This window comes from Streptococcus sp. IsoGale021, from assembly GCF_031142795.1.
In the GTDB taxonomy this organism is placed as follows: Bacteria; Bacillota; Bacilli; order Lactobacillales; family Streptococcaceae; genus Streptococcus; species Streptococcus hominis.
Genome location: NZ_JAKZJH010000002.1, coordinates 167,616 through 184,504 on the forward strand (window position 1 = coordinate 167,616; position 16,889 = coordinate 184,504).

A 16,889-nucleotide genomic window follows, 5' to 3' on the forward strand; every position below is an offset into this window, starting at 1 on the left:
GTTGAATGAAAATTTGCTTTATCTATTTATTCGTAAAACAAATAAAAAAGTTGAAAAAATTTCTCAGCTTTTGCCATGTTAGAAAAGGGTTTTTGATAAAGATTGACCAATCAACTACCTCGAACTACTAAAAAATCGGAAACAACTTCCGATTTTTATATCTTGTACATTATCTCACATTATAAGCCTTCATCGTCCGAGCAATGTCTCTATTTTGCTCGCGACGTTTAATGGATTCACGCTTATCATAGTTGTGTTTCCCTTTAGCCAATCCTAAAAGTAACTTGGCATAACCGTCCTTAAGATAAACTTTGAGGGGAACCAAAGTCATTCCAGTTCCTTTCGTTTCCTGCTCTAATTTCTGGATTTGCTTTTTATGCAATAGCAATTTTCTCCTACGTTCAGGATCTTGATTCCAGATATTGCCCTCTTCATAGGGAGCGATGTGAACATTACTGAGCCAGACCTCTCCGTTTTTGACTTGAGCAAAGCCGTCTTTCAGGTTAATTCGTGCAGCCCGCACACTTTTGATTTCAGTTCCGGTCAGAACCATGCCCGTTTCAATCGTATCAACAATGGTATAGTCGTGTCGTGCTTTTTTATTTTGCGCTACGACCTTTCCTTCTCCCTTTGCCATTCTTGCTTCCTTTCTTTACCACTTCTTTATAAAAGGGTTTCTTACCCTTGTTTTTCTTTGATTTCTTATCCCTAGAAACTTTTCCTTTCGGAGACTTGTCTCTTCGTCCTCTGTTATCTTGATGCGACTGTTGATGCCTATCACGATTGGATTGCTTTCTCTTTTCAATCACATCATATTCACTAGGTAGGTATTCAAAGTCAATCTCTCCCGTAGCCTTATCAGCCCGAACTAGCTTAATGTGAATCTGTTGACCGACACGGAAAACAACACCTGACTTTTCGCCCTGCAAAGTTAGATTGCGTTCATTGTAGTGAAAAAATTCTGGCAAGTTGGTTACATGAATCAAGCCTTCAACTGTATTGGGGAGTTCAACAAAAAGACCAAATTTAACAACACTAGACACAATACCATCAAATTCTTCTCCGACAAACTCTTCCATAAACTCAGCTTTTTTCATAGCTTCTACTTCTCGCTCTGCTTCAATAGCTCGCCGTTCCCTGCTGGAAGACTGACTGGCAATATCTGGAATGACTTGCTCAAAATGCTCTACTATTTCTTTAAAATGCCCATAATCGCGCACCATACGGTGAACCAAAAGGTCTGGATAACGGCGAATCGGACTAGTAAAGTGCGTATAAAACTCGGCTGCCAAACCATAATGACCGTGATTGTGCTCTGAGTAACGAGCCTGCTGCATGGAGCGCAAAAGCATCATAGACAGCACTTCTTCATAAGGCTGACCGTGGACTGCTTTCATAATATCCTGAAGGGCAGATTGGCTCATAGAGTTAGCAGTTCCGTAAACCCGAACGCCAAAAGTAGAAGCATAATCAATAAACTTCTGCACTTTCTCAGCTTTAGGTTCTTCATGAATCCGATAGATAAAGGGCAGGTTTAATCTAGCAAAATGCTCTGCTACTGTTTCATTGGCGACTAGCATAAAGGACTCAATCATACGCTCCGCAAGTCCACGCTGGCGTAAAATAATATCTACTGGACGTCCAGTCTTATTGACCAAAATTTTAGCTTCTTTCGTATCAAAATTAAGGGCTCCTCGCTTGAAACGCATCGTTTCTAAGATAGCATGAAGCTCTGCCATTTGCTCTATACTTGGCACAATCGCTTTAAAAGCTGCTCGTTTTTTCTCGTCTCCCGCAATCATGTCATTCACATCGCTATAAGTCATACGAAAAGTAGTTTTAATGATTGTTTGTGTAATGGTATGCTTGACAACTCGACCTTTTTGATCAATCTCCATAATAGCTGATTGCGTCAGCCGATCTACATTAGGATTGAGTGAACAGATACCGTTTGATAGGCGTTCAGGCAGCATAGGTACTACTCGATCCGTCACATAAACAGATGTTGCTCGATTGAGCGCTTCCTTATCTAATTCAGAACCTTCTTGAACATAGTAAGAAACATCTGCAATATGAACTCCCAGTTCAAAATGTCCATTTGATAGTTTCTTGATATGAACTGCATCATCCAAATCTTTCGCATCCGCCCCGTCAATGGTAAAGGTAATTTCATTACGTAGATCTAAACGTCCTTCAAAGTCCTTTTCAGACAACGCCTCTGGAATCGTTGACGCTTCCTTCAACACTCTCTCTGGAAACTCAGACACAATGTCCATGGACTCCAAAACTTCCAGAACATCAATCCCCGGATCTTCCTTATGACCGACCACATCTAAAACAGTAGCTACAAAAAAGTCATGCTTTCTAGTTGGATATTTATCAATCTCTACTTTTAAAATCTCTGTTCCATCCAAAACCAAAGCAGGCTTCTTAATATAAATAGGTTGACTGATTTTCTGATTTTTTGATCGAATATAGCCAGCATACTTAGGCTTCTCTTCGTCTAAGATAAGCTGACCCACTGCTGTTTTCAAGCTGTGTTCCAAAACATCAATAACCTTCGCTTCAGCAGATGTTCCCTTGCTGCGATCTGCAATCTTAGTGATTGAAACTTCTACCGTATCACCATCAATCGCATAGTTGACATCATTGCGACCAATAAAAAGATCATCCTCTTCTTCATTTAAGGTAACAAAACCAAAGCCATTTTTATGGGCGTGAAAGGTCCCTTTCAAAGTAAGCATTTGCTTTTCTTTGTGAAGCTGGATTTTGCCTGCATTGCTAAAGCTCAACTGACGTTTTCGCTCCATTTCAGAAATCGTTTTAACTAGGTTTCTAAAGTCTTTTGCCTTTTCTTTCCCTAATCCCTGCGCCAGTTCATCTATGCTAGCTTCTTTTTTCTCTCTTAAATAGCTTAAAATTTCTTCTTTCATTCTTTCCTTTTCTCTTATGTTTTCTAAACTTTAAGTTGCCTTTTCTCATCTACTACAGAAAAAATAGGCAAAGACAAAGTCAGAGCCCATTTTATTTACTAGATAAGATTGTCAGCATTAGTGCAATCAACAACCAAAAGAAAACCATCACTCCCGTCAAACGCTGCATAACTGCTTCAAAGCCTCTTGCTTTTGGTCGTTCAAACAAATCTCCTGCACTTGCGTCAAATACATTACTTGATTGATTTTTTGTAGGTTGCATAAAAATTGCGATTAAAATAAATACTGATAAAATCAATAAAATGGTTAATAATAAATTATACATATCAAACTCCTTAAAATCTCATCTATTTTATCATAAAATTTATTTTGATTCAAGATGTAGGGTCACTTTTCTCTCTTTAGGGCAATACTTTAAGACTTCAACTTTCTCTGGATGAGTCTTCATATTTTTGCTTGTTAAATAATTCTGACTGCCACAACTTGAACATTTTAAATTAATCTTTACCCGCACTGATTTCTCTCACTCCTAAATACTTTCTAAAACTAAATAATAAAAAGAAAAAATTCAATAATGCTAAGCCTGCTGTACTATAGAAAACCCAATGATAGCCAAAATGTACAGAAATCATTGAGCCCATTAGAGGACCAATAACACCTCCAATATAGAAGAATGTTTGATTGTAACTAAAAATTCTGGAAATACCTTCTTTGGGAGTGATTTTATTTAGCAGAGAGCTAACTCCAGGCAAAAGCGCCCCCGTTCCCAGACCAAACAGGAAACGATAAATTCCCAATTCAAGCGGCGTACCAGCCCTCGCACAGAAAATATAAATTACAAAACTATATAAGAGAGCCAGCAAGAGCAAACGGTGATTTCCCATTTTATCTCCTAGTTTTCCCAGCCAACTAGAAGAAAATATACTTGAAACTCCCATAGCTGAAACGATTGCACCAGATACTAGCAGCAGATTTTCTTTTTGCCCTAAAGAGCGAATATAAAGTGTCAAAATAGGGGAAATGGACTGCCCAATCATCTGAATCACCATGCTAGTAATGAACAAACCAAAAAGGATTGATTTTTGAGGAATTCGTTGAAATAGTTGCTTGGTCGAAACTTCTTTTTCCTTAGAAACAGGATGAAAATCTTCTTTTATCCCAAAAATGGTCCACAAAGTAACAACAAACAAGAAAAATCCAACCAAAAGGAAGACATTTCTCATTCCCAAACTCTGAGCAATCATTCCTCCTAAAAGAGGTCCCATCAGCGTCCCCGCTACGACACCTGTTGACAATGTTCCCAAAGCATATCCAGAGTGCTTTTTAGGCGCTTGACTAGCAATCAATGCCGTGCTATTTGGTACATAACCAGAAAACACCCCATTTAACAGTCTCAATACAATGAGCCAAAATACATTTGGCACAAACGCCAAGCCTCCCATGGTAAAAGTCATTGCAAAAGCAGCTCGAATCATCATAGGCTTGCGGCCATATTTATCAGCTAAACTTCCCCAGACAGGAGATAAAAGGGCGGCTGTCAAAGCTGTGCTCGAAACCGCCAAACCTGAATAAAATTCAACCATGGAGCCTCTAGCACCTAATTCTTCCACATACAAAGACATAAAGGGAACCACTAGTGACATACTAGCACCTACAAAAAAGTTCCCCAGCCAAGCAATCCATAAATTCCGTTTCCAATTCACTTGATTCTTAATAAAATCATCTTCTTTCCAACTTGTTTATAACACAGAATAATAAACATCACTCTGCCTTTTTAATTCTTCTAAAGATTCTAGTTGTGCACTTTTAATAATTATTTTCCCAGCCAATCTTTAAAAATTTTTTATAATCAATGTTCAATTGACACAATTCTTATCCTTTGTCATTAACCAATAATCAATCTATTAGAATACTTCGAGCATCATCTGAATGATAGCCCATCTAATATGGGGGTATCTATACTAAAAATGCATTCTTAAAGCAATCTTTCCTTGGGGGTGTTCGTTCATCACATATTGGATAGCTTGTGAAACTTGAGTAATAGGATAGACCTTATCAATGAAAGGTTTGATTTCTTTCTTCATCACTAACATCTGTATTTCATTATAATAAGCCGCCCTTGGTTTTAGAAAGTAACTAAAATAACGAACCCTTTTTGAAAAGAAAGATTGCAAGAATGAAGCAGACAGATAGCTCGCTCCTACACCTACTAGAATACCATCTTTCTTCAAATGTGCCTTTAATATCTTCAAATCAACATGTCCATTAACAGCTAAAATGAGATCATACTTTCCTGCCGCTTTCTCAAAGTCATCATGTTGATAATCAATGACTCTATCACATCCCAAATCAGTTGCCATCTTCAAATTGCGCTGGCTGCATACACCTGTTACAGATGCTCCTAAAACTTTGGCGTAACACACTAAAAGGTGCCCTACACCACCCGAAGCACCATAAATTAAGACACTCTGACCAGACTGCAATTGCCCTGTACATAAAGCGCCTATGGCTGTCTTAGAGGCACTAGCTAAAACAGCTGCTTCTTCATATGAGAGGTAGCTTGGTTTAAGTACAGTCTGCTTTTCTTCCAGTAAAGCATATTCAGCCCAAGCTCCGAAAGCCATGAAACCTAATGTTTGACCAAAGACCTCATCTCCTTTTTTAAAGTTTTGAACTTGTTCTCCAACTGCTTCGACCTGCCCTGAAACTTCACCTCCCAAAATTTTTCCTTTACCTCCAAAAAGAAGGGTTGCTCGAGCAAACAGAGACAGTTTCTCCCTTTTAAAGCGCTCATAATCAACATTATTGAGAGAAGAATAGTTTACTTTCACTAGAATCTGGTGTTCCTTAGGAATTGGGCGTTTTCTCTCTTGTACTTCAAAAGCATTCCCCAAATCGCCTCCTCTATAAACCATTGCTTTCATCATTTCTTAATCTCCTAAGATTCTTATCAATCTGTTCTATCAGCCCTTTTAAATTGCCATCATTTTTGATTACAAAATCTGCATAAGGAACTTTATCCTCCAGCTTCATCTGACTGGCAAGGCGTTGCTGCGCTTCTTCTTGTGAATAGCCATTTCGTGCCTTCAACCGCTTGATTTGTGTCTCTGGATTCACGTAAACCAGCCAAACCTCATCAAACCAGTCTGCATAATCCTGCTCAAATAAGAGCGGAATATCCATAAAGAAAGTCTCCTCAGTCTTAGCCAGTTGGTCGCGTCGATTGGCTAACTCTTGCCGAATGATATCATTTTGTAGCTGGGAAGATTTCGCTAAATTTTCTTGGCTAGAAAAAATGAGCTGAGATAGTTTTGGACGATCAAGCTCACCTGCTTCGTTCAAGATAGCAGACCCTAGCCAGCTGACCAATGCTTGATAGAGTTTACCGCCTTTCGCCTGCAATTCATGAACCACCTGATCCGCATCAATGACCTGATAGCCCTTTTGCCTGAGACAATTTGTGACTGTCGATTTGCCAGAAGCAATACCGCCTGTAATTCCGATTATTTTTGCCATGTCCTACCTCATTTTTTGACAATGTGGACAAAGGTGAGTTCCACGACCAGCCAGTTTGATTTTTTCAATTTCGTGACCGCATCTAGTACAAGGTTGACCTGTTTTTCCATAGACTTGCAGGAAATCCTGCATGGTTCCGTCTTCTCCCAACGCATTTCGGTAGGTGCGAATGGTTGAACCGCCTTTTTTGATAGCAAACTGCAAGACTGCAATAATCTGCTTGCGTAATTCCTCTGCTTCTTCAGCGGTCAAACTTTGAGCTGCTCTTGCTGGATGAATCTGCGCCCGCCATAATACTTCATCCACATAGATATTACCAAGACCCGCGACTAAGGTTTGATCCAGCAGGTAAGGTTTAATCAATTTCTTAGATTTTTTCAGAGCGGTTTCAAATGGCAGTAAATGAAAATCTGATTCAGTCGGTTCTGGTCCTAGCTTTCGCTCAGTAAAATAGGATGTTATTTGTTCTTTTCTCAACAACTCCATCGTGCCAAATTTCCGAACATCCTGATAAACGAGGCTGCTGCCATCTGTAAAATGAAAAATTACATGAGAATGCTTCGTCAACTGGACCTCTTCAGGATAGAAAAGATACTTTCCTTCCATGCGCAAATGCGAAATCAGCACCCAATTCGTCAAATAAAAAATCAGATACTTGCCCCGACGCCCAACAGCATCAATGCTTTGCCCCGGTAATTCTAAGACAAAAGGATCTGCCCCCGTTCCAATCATCTTGGCATAACGGACATCTACCTTTTCAATCTCTTTTCCTTTAACCAGCCGCTCTAAACCACGGCGTACCGTTTCTACTTCTGGTAATTCGGGCATAAAATCTTTATCCTTTCTTATCCAAATGTAACATATAATGAACAGTTCGACTTATTTCTTCAAATCCCGCACTCTTGTGAAAAGCTTGACTGACTGCATTGTCCATATCACAATCTGAAGCTAGCTGGTACACTCCTTTTTCTGTCGCCCACGACTGTGCAAACTCTAGAAGTTGATGAGCGATGCCATTTCTTTGAAAAGCAGGTGCTACCGCTATGCCTTCAATATATGCGATAGGAAGTTGCTCTGCTCCTTCCACATACTCCGAACGCATAGATAAGCTGATCCAAGCAACGGCTTCTCCCTCTAAGTAGTACAAAAATTCATTAGGAAATTTTCCTTCAGAAAATGCTGCTAGTAATTTCTTTTTCTCTGTTTTCCAAACTAAATGAGCAAAGTAAGCCCAATCAGCTAGATGAGATTTTTCGACCGCTCGAACTTCCCCTACCATTACCTTTTTCAATCTTCTCTTCCTAGCAGGCGGCGAGCATAGATTGCCTGACCTGAATGCATAGCAGCATCGTCGATGATAGATACTAAACGATTCCCACGCTTAACTGCTGGAGTCCAATTCTCATCAACAACATCGTCCAAACTGTCTTCATTCACCTCTGATAAATAAGCAATTGTTGCCGCAACCGCATCAGACAGATAGCCTTTGAGCAACTCAATATCTGTCACCACAACTTTATGCGCTTCTTGAGGAGTATGGTGCCAATCTTCCGTATCATCTAGCAAATCCAAGGCAAACTTTTTCTTCCAACCTTTAGAGAACCAGACTGGCTCGGTCTTAGCTAAATCAGCAATCTGAAAATCCAGCTCCCGCGCCGTATGCCAAGTCAACCAAGTCACAGACTTAATGGACGGAACTGTATTTGCAACCGGAAAAGCATTTACTTCTTCCACAGATAAATTATCCAGCACCGATAAAAAACGCTCCTCGACTCGTTCCACGTTTTCTACTAAAAGATTTACAAATTCCATTGCTCTACCTCCTTAAAAAATAAATCAAGCACTGATTATGTCAATCTCAACTCAATGTCCCATCGCAAAGTTGTCATCAAAATACTCAGCTAACATCAGGCGATGCTTACTACTCACAGATTCTAATTTCTCAATTTCTTCCTTAGAAAAGAAACGCAGGCGTAGAGTTTCTTCATTGTGAAAATCTGCAATATTCACTGGTGAAACAGCCGTCAGCTCATAGATAAAAACAACCGTCTGCACCGCATCACCATTCGGATAAACTTCCTCGAAATTACTGTAAACATTTAGAAAACGAGTAGCTTCTACCTCAATGCCTGTTTCTTCAAAAAACTCACGCTTAGCAGTATCAAGAGTGGACTCACCAAGTTCCATTGCTCCGCCTGGAATAGCCCATGTTTTCTTATCACCGCGTAGTTGTAACAGCACGCGTCCCTCGTCATCTGCTAAAATACCGCCAGAAAAGGTCAGAATAACCTTGTCATGCCCAACCTTTGATCGAATATAAGAAATGTAGTCCATATTTAGAAACCTTTCAATTTATCTGGAAATGATCCGTCTTGAAAAAAGTAACGGAGTAATTGTATATGCGTGTCAATATCACTAAACAACCAAGCATGCCCTTTATTTGGATAATAGGCACAATCACTCAGTCTGTTTTTTCTTGCAAATTCTTTATGAGATTCATGAATAGTCTCAAATTCTTTACCGCCCGAAACAAAGAAAACAGGATTGTCGAAATTTGCAGTAATCCTCAGCAGATTTGCCTGTGACATTGCTCGGCGAAATGATTTAGCAGAATCCCTTTGCAAATCCATTATAAAACGACGATAGCTCTCTTCAGTGACCCCATCATCCTGCCATCATCTTGGTCATCAAATTAGCAACTATTTTCGTGTTATTAAACAGCGACATGATGTAGACAACGGCAATGACTTTGCGGTAGCCTTTTATAGGGTGGTGACTAGCACCATCAACAATCGCTCTATCAAATAAATCAGCATGTTTTTCCAACAATTTAAGAACGAGACTGCCTCCCAACGATAGTCCAACAAGGTGCGGCTTGCCGTGAGCCCTGTTTTTGATGATATCAGCAATCATTTCTGTAACATCATTAAAATTTGTCCACCCAATGTCGCGGCTAGAACCATGTTCAGGCAAATCAACAGTTATACAGTGAAAATCATTTTTTAACTGAGCGATATGATGTGCCCACATCTGACTGCTAGAACCAGACGCATGCAAAAAGACAATACTCTTATCATTTTGCTGTCCTTTTTCTACAACAAATAATGACCTTATCTTCCTCAGCCTCTAATATTCTTTCTCATTATACCCAAAATCTGCCAAGTCTAGCTTTTTATCCCGCCAGTTTTTCTTGACTTTAACCCAAGTTTCAAGAAAGACCTTATCACCTAGCATGAGTTCAATATCCCGCCTAGCCATGGAGCCAATTTTCTTAAGCATAGAGCCGCCTTTGCCAATAATAATGCCCTTTTGACTGTCTCTTTCCACCATAATGGTAGCGCGGATATGAATCTTGTCAGTCTCCTCATCACGCTTCATACTGTCAATGATCACCGCCACCGAATGCGGAATTTCTTCACGTGTCAGCAATAAAACCTTTTCCCGAATCATCTCAGAAACTAAAAAACGCTCAGGGTGGTCAGTAATCTGGTCAGCTGGGAAGTACTGGTAGCCTTCCTCTAAATTTTCACTTAAAATATCAACCAGATGCGAAACATTATTGCCTTGAAGAGCAGAAATCGGCACAACTTCCTTAAAGTCCATCTGCTTGCGGTAATCATCAATCTGACTCAGCAGCTGATTAGGATGCACCTTGTCAATCTTATTGACCACCAAGATGACAGGAACCTTAGCTGATTTTAAACGCTCCATAATCATATCATCACCCTTACCGCGTTTTTCATCGGCAGGAACCATGAAAAGAACTGTATCCACTTCACGCAACGTGCTGTAAGCGGCTTCTACCATAAAGTCGCCCAAGGCAGTCTTTGGCTTATGAATCCCTGGCGTATCAATAAAGACAATCTGCTCCTGGTCTGTCGTGTAAATTCCCATAATCTTGTTACGAGTCGTCTGAGCCTTATCACTCATAATAGCAATCTTTTGCCCCATAACGTGATTTAAGAAAGTAGACTTTCCAACATTTGGACGTCCTAAAATAGCAACAAATCCTGATTTAAAGGTCATTTTTCACCTCGTTTATTCCTTATTAGTCTAATATAAGAAAATCGGAAAGGATTCTCCGATTTTCATGTTAAAAAAGTAAATTCCAAATTTTCGGAACGAAAATAATCACTCCTGTTATAACCGCAAAACCGGAAACAACCAAAACAGCTCCAGCTGCCATATCCTTGGCATTTTTAGCTCGCATGGAAAAGTGATAATCACTAGCTAAATCCACCACATTTTCAATAGCTGAATTCATAATCTCAAAAGAAATGACTAGAAAAATACTCAAAAAGAGAAAGAGCCACTCTATCGCAGATACCTGAAATAGGACGCCTGCAAGCACAACCGCAACTCCTGAAACAGCATGGTTGCGCATATTGCGCTCTTCTTTTATTGCTGTAAAAATCCCTGTCAGAGCAAATTCTAAACTCGAAATCACATCTCGATTTTTCCATTTGCGTTTGTTTGTATTATTGTCTTGTAAGTCCATAAGCAGTCAAAATTTCTTCCTGTAAGCCAAACATTTCCGCCTCTTCTTCTGGCGTATAGTGATCGTATCCATTAATATGCAAAAAACCATGCACTGCAAGAAACCCCATCTCTCGCTCAAAACTGTGACCATACTCTTCTGCTTGCTCGCGCGCCTTATCTATGGAAATAAAAAGTTCTCCTATATAAGCATCAAAGTCCTCTAACATTTCCGCCAACTCAGGATTTTCTAGTAAATCCTCCTCGTCAATGGCAATGTCCAGCTCAGGCTTGTACTCCAAGCTGATAACATCTGTCGGACGATCTGTATTTCGATATTCCAAATTCAGCTCATGGCTGCGCTCGTTGGTAACAAATGTCACCGCCATTTCTTTTTCTTCCTTGCCAATCTTTTTAGCAGCAAATTCCAGTATATCATGTGTTTGCTTGATGATTTCTTCCGAAACTTGTCCTGTCTCATCGACCATTTCTATATACATATTACACCCACTTTATTAGTATCACTTCATTATACCATATTTCAGATAGGGGTGCCTGATTTATTAATCATTTACTATTTCGTTCTGCTCTTTACTTCACATTTTTTCTTTCAAAACTTATACTTGTTGCTGGAGACGGCTCATTTGAGCATAAATGCCATTTTGTTTTACTAATGTATCATGTTGCCCTCGCTCCACAATCTTTCCTTCAGAAATAACCAAAATTTGGTCTGCATCTTGAATGGTGGACAAACGGTGAGCAATGATAAAAGTTGTCCTCCCCTCCTTTACCACAGCCATTGCTTTTTGAATCAGTTCTTCGGTTTCTGTATCAATATGAGAAGTTGCTTCGTCCAATATTAAAATTTTGGGATTAGCGTAGAGAGTTCGAGCAAATGAAATCAATTGCCGTTCACCGCTCGAAAATGCTGCCCCTTTATCCCTTACAGGTTCATCAATTCCTTTTTTACAACGAGCCAGCAAGTCCCCTGCACCGACCTTTTCTAAAGCTTCCAGGACTTTTTCACGATTGATGCCTGAATGAGTCATCGCTACATTGCTTGCTAGCGTTCCCGTGAATAGATAAGGATCTTGCAAGACAATTCCCATGTGACTACGAAGACTTTCCCGAGAATATTGTTGGATGTCTTGTTGATCAATATATATTTTCCCTTTTTGAGGATCGTAGAAACGATAAAGTAGGTTCATGATAGAAGATTTTCCAGAGCCGGTATGTCCCACCAAAGCAATCGTCTCCCCTTGCTTTGCCTTAAAGCTAATATCATGCAGAATAGTCTTGCCTTTCTCATACGCAAAGCTCACATGTTCAAACACAACCTCACCTTTATTGACTGTTAACTGCGTTTTCTCATCCGCTTCCTGAGGTTGATCTAGCAATTCTAAAACTCGTTTTCCTGTTTCCAATGATCGTTGTACATTCGGAAAAAGCCGAACCAGAAAACCCATCATCTCAAATAAATCAATAATATAATTGAGATAGACAAACAGTACACCTGCGGTAATAACGCTATGACCGCCTAAAAATTGCTGACCAACTATTGTCAAAATGACAGCAAGCACTGTATTTTTTAAAAATTCCGTTAATGGCCAAGACGAAAGAGCACTTACCCATACAATTTGTTTATCTGCTTGGCTCATTTTTCGGGCAGTTGCATCAAATTCTGAAAGAACTATTTTTTCCTGATGATATAGCTGTATCAGACTAGCTCCATGCATCAATTCATTCACTTGATTATTGATGTCACTCCGTGAATCATAAAAGTCTTTCATCGGCTTGTCCGTTAGTTTTTTATAAAATACTTGTATCCCATAAAAAGCAGGAAGCAATAGCAAAAGTACCGAGGCAGCAAGCGGACTAAGGTAAAACAATAAAGCGTAGGTAAAAACAATCCGAAGAACTTGAATCAAAACACTAACTAAACTAGCATAAAATTGTCTTCGTAAGGTTTCCGTGTCATTTACAATTCTGGTCGCAATCTTCCCTGCCGGCTTATCATCAAAGTAAGAAATCGGCAAATTTTGCATGACTTGATAAGCTTCATTTCTCAGATGTTCGGCTACTTTGTTTCCACAATGCGCTAAAAGGCGATCACCTAAGTAAGTCAGTATGCTCCCCAAAACTACAACCATTATGTATAATCCAGCTAATTGCAAAAGCTGAACCTGACGATCTTTTCCGCTTCCAATCTGTGTAAGCGGTCCGTCTATCATATTTCTCAAACAGAGAGGAGACAGTTGGCTAGTCACCGTTGCTAAAACAGCAATTCCAACCGCAAAAAAGAATGCAGTTCGAACAACTCTTAGTTCTTTTAATAAACGACTAATGATACTCATTTGCTCCCTCCTTTCTGATGTTGCTGCCGCTGATATTGTTCGGCATACCAGCCTCCTTTATTTAGCAACTGGTTCGGTGTCCCTTCTTCAACAATTTGTCCATCTTCTAAGACAAGAACCCAGTCTGCCTGTTGGATAGCTGACAAACGGTGTGTCACAATGATCGTTGTCTGATTAGCTCGCATATCCTGAAGATTTTTGATAATTCGACGCTCTGTTTGAGCGTCAACTGCTGACAAAGAATCATCCAAAATGAGGACTTCTGGTTGTCTAATAAAGGCGCGTGCTAAAGAAATTCTTTGTTTTTGACCGCCAGATATTGACACTCCTCTCTCACCAATAAGAGTTTCCAGTCCGTCTGGCATTCGTTTTAAATCTTCTGAAAATGCTGCTGTTTTAATAGCTTTCTCAATATCGCTTAATGTCGCATTTCTCTTACCAAAGGCAATATTGTCTTTGACAGATTTTGAGAACAAAATATGCTCCTGAGGGACATAGCCAATCATTGCTTCAATCGATGGACGTGAATAGTGACTGACGGATTTTCCATTTATCTGAAATGTACCTCGTCCAACAGGATATTGCTGAAGAAGCTGACGAACTAAGGTTGTTTTACCAGATCCTGTTTTTCCAACAATACCATACGTCTTTCCTGCTTCAATTTGCCAAGCTATGTTACGCAAGCTAGGTCTTTTTGTTTGTGGATAAGTGAAATGATAATTCTGAAAACGAATAGAGATAAGATGTTTTAACTCCTCTTTGCCACTCATTTTCATATCATCTGTCGTTTCAATCAATTCTGTGACCTTTTTAAAAGACGTTTTCCCTGTTTGATAGACCAAGATAAAGTCCGACAACATCCAAAAAGGTTCAATAAGGCTAATCATATACAATTGAAGAGCGATCACTTGCCCAATTGTTAACTGTCCCATTTTTATAAAAATAGCCCCAATAAGAAGTACAATAATCGTTGATAAAGCGATAAAGACAGAGGAGAGAGGCGCGTAAAGATATTGAATGCTGGCAATTTGATCACCAACCTTAGATAAAGCTTTTGTGCGCAATTGGAACTGTTCTTTCTGAGTTGTCTTCTTGCTATAAGCACGCGCAACTCGGACTCCCTCTATTGTTTCCAGCACCTCATCATTCAAAGATGCCACTGCTTCACGATTATTTTCGACTAGTTTATCTTGTTTTTTTCCAAGAAAATAAATCCATATCATCAATATCATAAGCGGAAGCATAGCCAGTAAGCTAATTTCCCATGAGATAAAAAACATGGTCGGAATGACAAAGGCAATCATGCCTCCAGCATATAAGAGAATGACAATCCCATAGCCAGCCATCTCCATCATCCCCTCAACATCTGTGGAAAAGCGCGTTAAAATATCGCCAGAACGAAACTTTTCGTAGAAAGGCGTTCTCATAGCTGCCAATTTCTCAAAAGCTTTTCTTTGCATGAGAAACTTATAGTCAATAGACGACTGAAATATTTTTAAATGCCAATAGTAAGCCGAAAGATAGTTACAAATTGTCACCAGAGCTAACAAACCAACGTCTCTAATTAAATTCTGCTGTGTCAAACTATGATGCGACAGATGATCTACTAAACGCTGAATCACCTGTGTTGGAATCAGCATGGTAAAATCATACAATAGCAAAACCAGAGCAATGGATAAATATAACCATTTATGCTCTTTTATATATCCAAATAAACTTTTAATCATCCTAATCCTTTCCGAAACGCACAAAAAAGCCCAAGACAGAATAGACCTGTCCTGAGCTTACTTGTTTTATTTATTTTTTCATCAAAAATAAATTACAGTGCTGTGCTAGAAAGGAGTTCTGTCGTATGATATACCTGAGTACTGTTTTGTTTTACATTATTCATGATACATTCTCCTTTCTACTTTTAATTAGTTAATACTTTAACATTAAAAGAAATGCTTGTCAAGAATATTTACAAAAAATCCTCCCAAAACTGAATGAATTTTCTGCCTTAAAATCAAGATTAGCAATTCTTTGTAATAGCAATTTCGGCTGCGATACGTCCAAAAGTTAAAATATCAGTAAGAGAATTGCCACCTAAACGGTTTCCGGCATGCAGTCCGCCAGCTACTTCTCCAGCTACATAGAGACCTCGGATAACTTGTCCTTGTTTATTGATAACATGCATTTCCGTATCAATCTTAAGACCACCCATAGTATGGTGCACGGCTGGTTTCCGAGGAGTAGCATAAAACGGCGCCTTTTCAACCTTAAGGTCGAAAGCTCCCTTTTCAAATTCAGGATCATAGCCTGCATCAACATAAATATTATAAGCTGTGATCGTCTTGGTAAAGACCTGTGGATCCATTTGTTGCTGTTAAGCCAACTCTTTCAAACTATCTGATCGGTAAATCATTCCATGTGCTACCAGTGCATCAATCTTTTCTTGACTAGCTGTTTCTTTCATATTATCGTCTACAATCAGATAGAAAAAACCACCATTGTCAATTGCTGCCCGAACTCATTTATCCCGACTACCGTACTCATCTACAAAACGTTTTCCTTAAGTATTGACCATGATGAAGTTAGCCGGAGGCGCCTGTAATCGGGTCAGATACCAGCATTATTTGATAAAAGTCCAAGCCGACTAGGTCTGTACCAACGCTTTGACCTAAGAGAATACCATCACCTATAATAGCTGGTGAATTTGATGTCTTAATATCGTCACCAATGCAAAAAAGCCCATTAAAATTGGGCTTTTTCCTGTTCATCATGCTAATTGCCGGGATCGAACCGGCGACCTCATCCTTACCATGGATGCGCTCTGCCAACTGAGCTAAATCAGCAGTACCCATCTACTATATCATGCAGACAGATTCTTGTCAATAGATTTGAAAAATGTTTTCATCATAAGAGAAAGAACTTTTTGTTAGAACGTCCCAAAAAGAACCTAATCACCATTAAAATTTCCTATAAATATCACGTTCACATCAATATTTTTTAAAATAATCTTCCTTTGTCAAACAATAATAAGCTCTCTGAGAAATTCGGCCTTCCTCGTGCTCATCGAGTGCTGCGTATGGGGCAATATGGGAAAACTTCATACTAGCCTTTTCCATAACTCGCCCTGAAGCTGGATTTTCAACATCATGGAGAGCTACTAACATATTCATATCCAAACGTTCAAAAGCCAGTCGAATTATTTCTTTCAATGCTTCCGTTGCCAAGCCCTGATTCCAGTAATTCTTATGAATCACATAGCCGATAGCTGCCTTTTTGAGGATCGGATCCAGCTTGTGTAGGTCAATGCTGCCAATTAGTTTACCACTTTCCTTCAGCTCAATCCCCCAATTTCCAAGTGGTCGACCCATAAACAAACGAGCAATAATATTTTTAGTTTCTTCCAAATCTTTATTAGGTAAAAAAGTACAGCGAGTATTTTCTTCATCAGAAGAATATTCAAACATAGCCTCAGCGCCATCTAAGGTCACAGGTCGTAGGAGCAGGCGCTCTGTTTCCAAAGTTCGGTTTTCAGCTAGCTTTAGATAAATACTTTCCATTTTGCACGAACCTCCTATGTTGCCTCATAGCATAACATAAATACTCACTGAAATCAATGTTT

At 39.4% G+C, this 16,889-nt stretch carries 17 protein-coding genes, 1 tRNA gene and 2 pseudogenes; all 20 read right to left on the reverse strand.

Annotated elements, in window-relative coordinates; translation table 11 throughout:
* Positions 1-169: 169 nt before the first annotated feature.
* The 20 genes and pseudogenes from smpB to RG565_RS02550 all read right to left on the reverse strand — a co-directional run bounded on the left by smpB (position 170) and on the right by RG565_RS02550 (position 16,827).
* Positions 170-637 (reverse strand): SsrA-binding protein SmpB, encoded by a 468-nt coding sequence (smpB, locus tag RG565_RS02455; RefSeq protein WP_003042669.1) that lies wholly within the window; start codon positions 635-637, stop codon positions 170-172.
* On the reverse strand, positions 600-2,933 hold the full coding sequence (rnr, locus tag RG565_RS02460; protein ID WP_247936634.1) for a ribonuclease R: 2,334 nt from the start codon (positions 2,931-2,933) through the stop codon (positions 600-602). Before rnr ends, smpB begins: the two co-directional genes overlap by 38 nt.
* Positions 2,934-3,024: 91 nt before the next feature.
* Positions 3,025-3,258 (reverse strand): preprotein translocase subunit SecG, encoded by a 234-nt coding sequence (secG, locus tag RG565_RS02465; RefSeq protein WP_003024744.1) that lies wholly within the window; start codon positions 3,256-3,258, stop codon positions 3,025-3,027.
* A 39-nt stretch (positions 3,259-3,297) separates the two neighbouring features.
* On the reverse strand, positions 3,298-3,447 hold the full coding sequence (rpmG, locus tag RG565_RS02470) for a 50S ribosomal protein L33 (protein WP_003024746.1): 150 nt from the start codon (positions 3,445-3,447) through the stop codon (positions 3,298-3,300).
* A complete protein-coding gene (locus RG565_RS02475; protein ID WP_268732137.1) occupies positions 3,431-4,636 on the reverse strand; it encodes a multidrug efflux MFS transporter in 1,206 nt (401 codons plus the stop codon). The genes rpmG and RG565_RS02475 overlap by 17 nt, the downstream gene beginning before the upstream one ends.
* Positions 4,637-4,894: 258 nt before the next feature.
* Positions 4,895-5,860: an NAD(P)-dependent alcohol dehydrogenase gene (locus tag RG565_RS02480; RefSeq protein WP_247936636.1), complete on the reverse strand. Its 966-nt coding sequence runs from the start codon at positions 5,858-5,860 to the stop codon at positions 4,895-4,897.
* Positions 5,838-6,449: a dephospho-CoA kinase gene (gene coaE, locus RG565_RS02485; RefSeq protein WP_247936637.1), complete on the reverse strand. Its 612-nt coding sequence runs from the start codon at positions 6,447-6,449 to the stop codon at positions 5,838-5,840. The genes RG565_RS02480 and coaE overlap by 23 nt, the downstream gene beginning before the upstream one ends.
* Before the next feature lie 3 nt (positions 6,450-6,452).
* On the reverse strand, positions 6,453-7,277 hold the full coding sequence (gene mutM / locus RG565_RS02490) for a DNA-formamidopyrimidine glycosylase (protein ID WP_247936638.1): 825 nt from the start codon (positions 7,275-7,277) through the stop codon (positions 6,453-6,455).
* Between the two features lie 7 nt (positions 7,278-7,284).
* Positions 7,285-7,728, reverse strand: coding sequence for a GNAT family N-acetyltransferase (locus tag RG565_RS02495; protein WP_308937446.1), 444 nt, complete (start codon positions 7,726-7,728; stop codon positions 7,285-7,287).
* An 8-nt stretch (positions 7,729-7,736) separates the two neighbouring features.
* The gene (locus tag RG565_RS02500; protein WP_049512780.1) at positions 7,737-8,261 is read right to left on the reverse strand and encodes a DUF664 domain-containing protein; all 525 of its coding nucleotides are present in this window, start codon (positions 8,259-8,261) and stop codon (positions 7,737-7,739) included.
* Positions 8,262-8,312: 51 nt separating this feature from the next.
* Positions 8,313-8,783: an NUDIX hydrolase gene (locus RG565_RS02505; protein ID WP_049533934.1), complete on the reverse strand. Its 471-nt coding sequence runs from the start codon at positions 8,781-8,783 to the stop codon at positions 8,313-8,315.
* A 2-nt stretch (positions 8,784-8,785) separates the two neighbouring features.
* Positions 8,786-9,563, reverse strand: a pseudogene (locus tag RG565_RS02510) (alpha/beta fold hydrolase).
* A gap of 12 nt (positions 9,564-9,575) precedes the next feature.
* A complete protein-coding gene (era, locus tag RG565_RS02515; RefSeq protein ID WP_247936640.1) occupies positions 9,576-10,475 on the reverse strand; it encodes a GTPase Era in 900 nt (299 codons plus the stop codon).
* Between the two features lie 67 nt (positions 10,476-10,542).
* Entirely contained in the window at positions 10,543-10,947 is a 405-nt protein-coding gene (locus tag RG565_RS02520) for a diacylglycerol kinase family protein (protein ID WP_049512775.1), read from the reverse strand.
* On the reverse strand, positions 10,928-11,425 hold the full coding sequence (gene ybeY / locus RG565_RS02525) for an rRNA maturation RNase YbeY (protein ID WP_003024775.1): 498 nt from the start codon (positions 11,423-11,425) through the stop codon (positions 10,928-10,930). The genes RG565_RS02520 and ybeY overlap by 20 nt, the downstream gene beginning before the upstream one ends.
* Before the next feature lie 117 nt (positions 11,426-11,542).
* The gene (locus RG565_RS02530) at positions 11,543-13,279 is read right to left on the reverse strand and encodes an ABC transporter ATP-binding protein (RefSeq protein ID WP_247936641.1); all 1,737 of its coding nucleotides are present in this window, start codon (positions 13,277-13,279) and stop codon (positions 11,543-11,545) included.
* Entirely contained in the window at positions 13,276-15,006 is a 1,731-nt protein-coding gene (locus RG565_RS02535) for an ABC transporter ATP-binding protein (protein WP_247936642.1), read from the reverse strand. Before RG565_RS02535 ends, RG565_RS02530 begins: the two co-directional genes overlap by 4 nt.
* A gap of 284 nt (positions 15,007-15,290) precedes the next feature.
* Positions 15,291-15,999 (reverse strand): annotated as a pseudogene (locus RG565_RS02540) (FAD-binding protein); the annotation flags it as partial.
* 41 nt (positions 16,000-16,040) lie between these two features.
* Positions 16,041-16,113 (reverse strand) — tRNA-Thr (locus RG565_RS02545).
* 144 nt (positions 16,114-16,257) lie between these two features.
* Positions 16,258-16,827: a GNAT family N-acetyltransferase gene (locus RG565_RS02550; RefSeq protein WP_247936643.1), complete on the reverse strand. Its 570-nt coding sequence runs from the start codon at positions 16,825-16,827 to the stop codon at positions 16,258-16,260.
* Positions 16,828-16,889 lie beyond the last annotated feature (62 nt).

Excerpts from the sequence above, each read along its gene's own strand:
- smpB (WP_003042669.1), bottom strand. The coding sequence starts at position 637 with ATGGCAAAGGGAGAAGGAAAGGTCGTAGCGCAAAATAAAAAAGCACGA.
- rnr (WP_247936634.1), bottom strand. The coding sequence starts at position 2,933 with ATGAAAGAAGAAATTTTAAGCTATTTAAGAGAGAAAAAAGAAGCTAGC.
- secG (WP_003024744.1), bottom strand. The coding sequence starts at position 3,258 with ATGTATAATTTATTATTAACCATTTTATTGATTTTATCAGTATTTATT.
- RG565_RS02480 (WP_247936636.1), bottom strand. The coding sequence starts at position 5,860 with ATGATGAAAGCAATGGTTTATAGAGGAGGCGATTTGGGGAATGCTTTT.
- coaE (WP_247936637.1), bottom strand. The coding sequence starts at position 6,449 with ATGGCAAAAATAATCGGAATTACAGGCGGTATTGCTTCTGGCAAATCG.
- mutM (WP_247936638.1), bottom strand. The coding sequence starts at position 7,277 with ATGCCCGAATTACCAGAAGTAGAAACGGTACGCCGTGGTTTAGAGCGG.
- RG565_RS02495 (WP_308937446.1), bottom strand. The coding sequence starts at position 7,728 with ATGGTAGGGGAAGTTCGAGCGGTCGAAAAATCTCATCTAGCTGATTGG.
- RG565_RS02500 (WP_049512780.1), bottom strand. The coding sequence starts at position 8,261 with ATGGAATTTGTAAATCTTTTAGTAGAAAACGTGGAACGAGTCGAGGAG.
- RG565_RS02505 (WP_049533934.1), bottom strand. The coding sequence starts at position 8,783 with ATGGACTACATTTCTTATATTCGATCAAAGGTTGGGCATGACAAGGTT.
- era (WP_247936640.1), bottom strand. The coding sequence starts at position 10,475 with ATGACCTTTAAATCAGGATTTGTTGCTATTTTAGGACGTCCAAATGTT.
- RG565_RS02520 (WP_049512775.1), bottom strand. The coding sequence starts at position 10,947 with ATGGACTTACAAGACAATAATACAAACAAACGCAAATGGAAAAATCGA.
- ybeY (WP_003024775.1), bottom strand. The coding sequence starts at position 11,425 with ATGTATATAGAAATGGTCGATGAGACAGGACAAGTTTCGGAAGAAATC.
- RG565_RS02530 (WP_247936641.1), bottom strand. The coding sequence starts at position 13,279 with ATGAGTATCATTAGTCGTTTATTAAAAGAACTAAGAGTTGTTCGAACT.
- RG565_RS02535 (WP_247936642.1), bottom strand. The coding sequence starts at position 15,006 with ATGATTAAAAGTTTATTTGGATATATAAAAGAGCATAAATGGTTATAT.
- RG565_RS02550 (WP_247936643.1), bottom strand. The coding sequence starts at position 16,827 with ATGGAAAGTATTTATCTAAAGCTAGCTGAAAACCGAACTTTGGAAACA.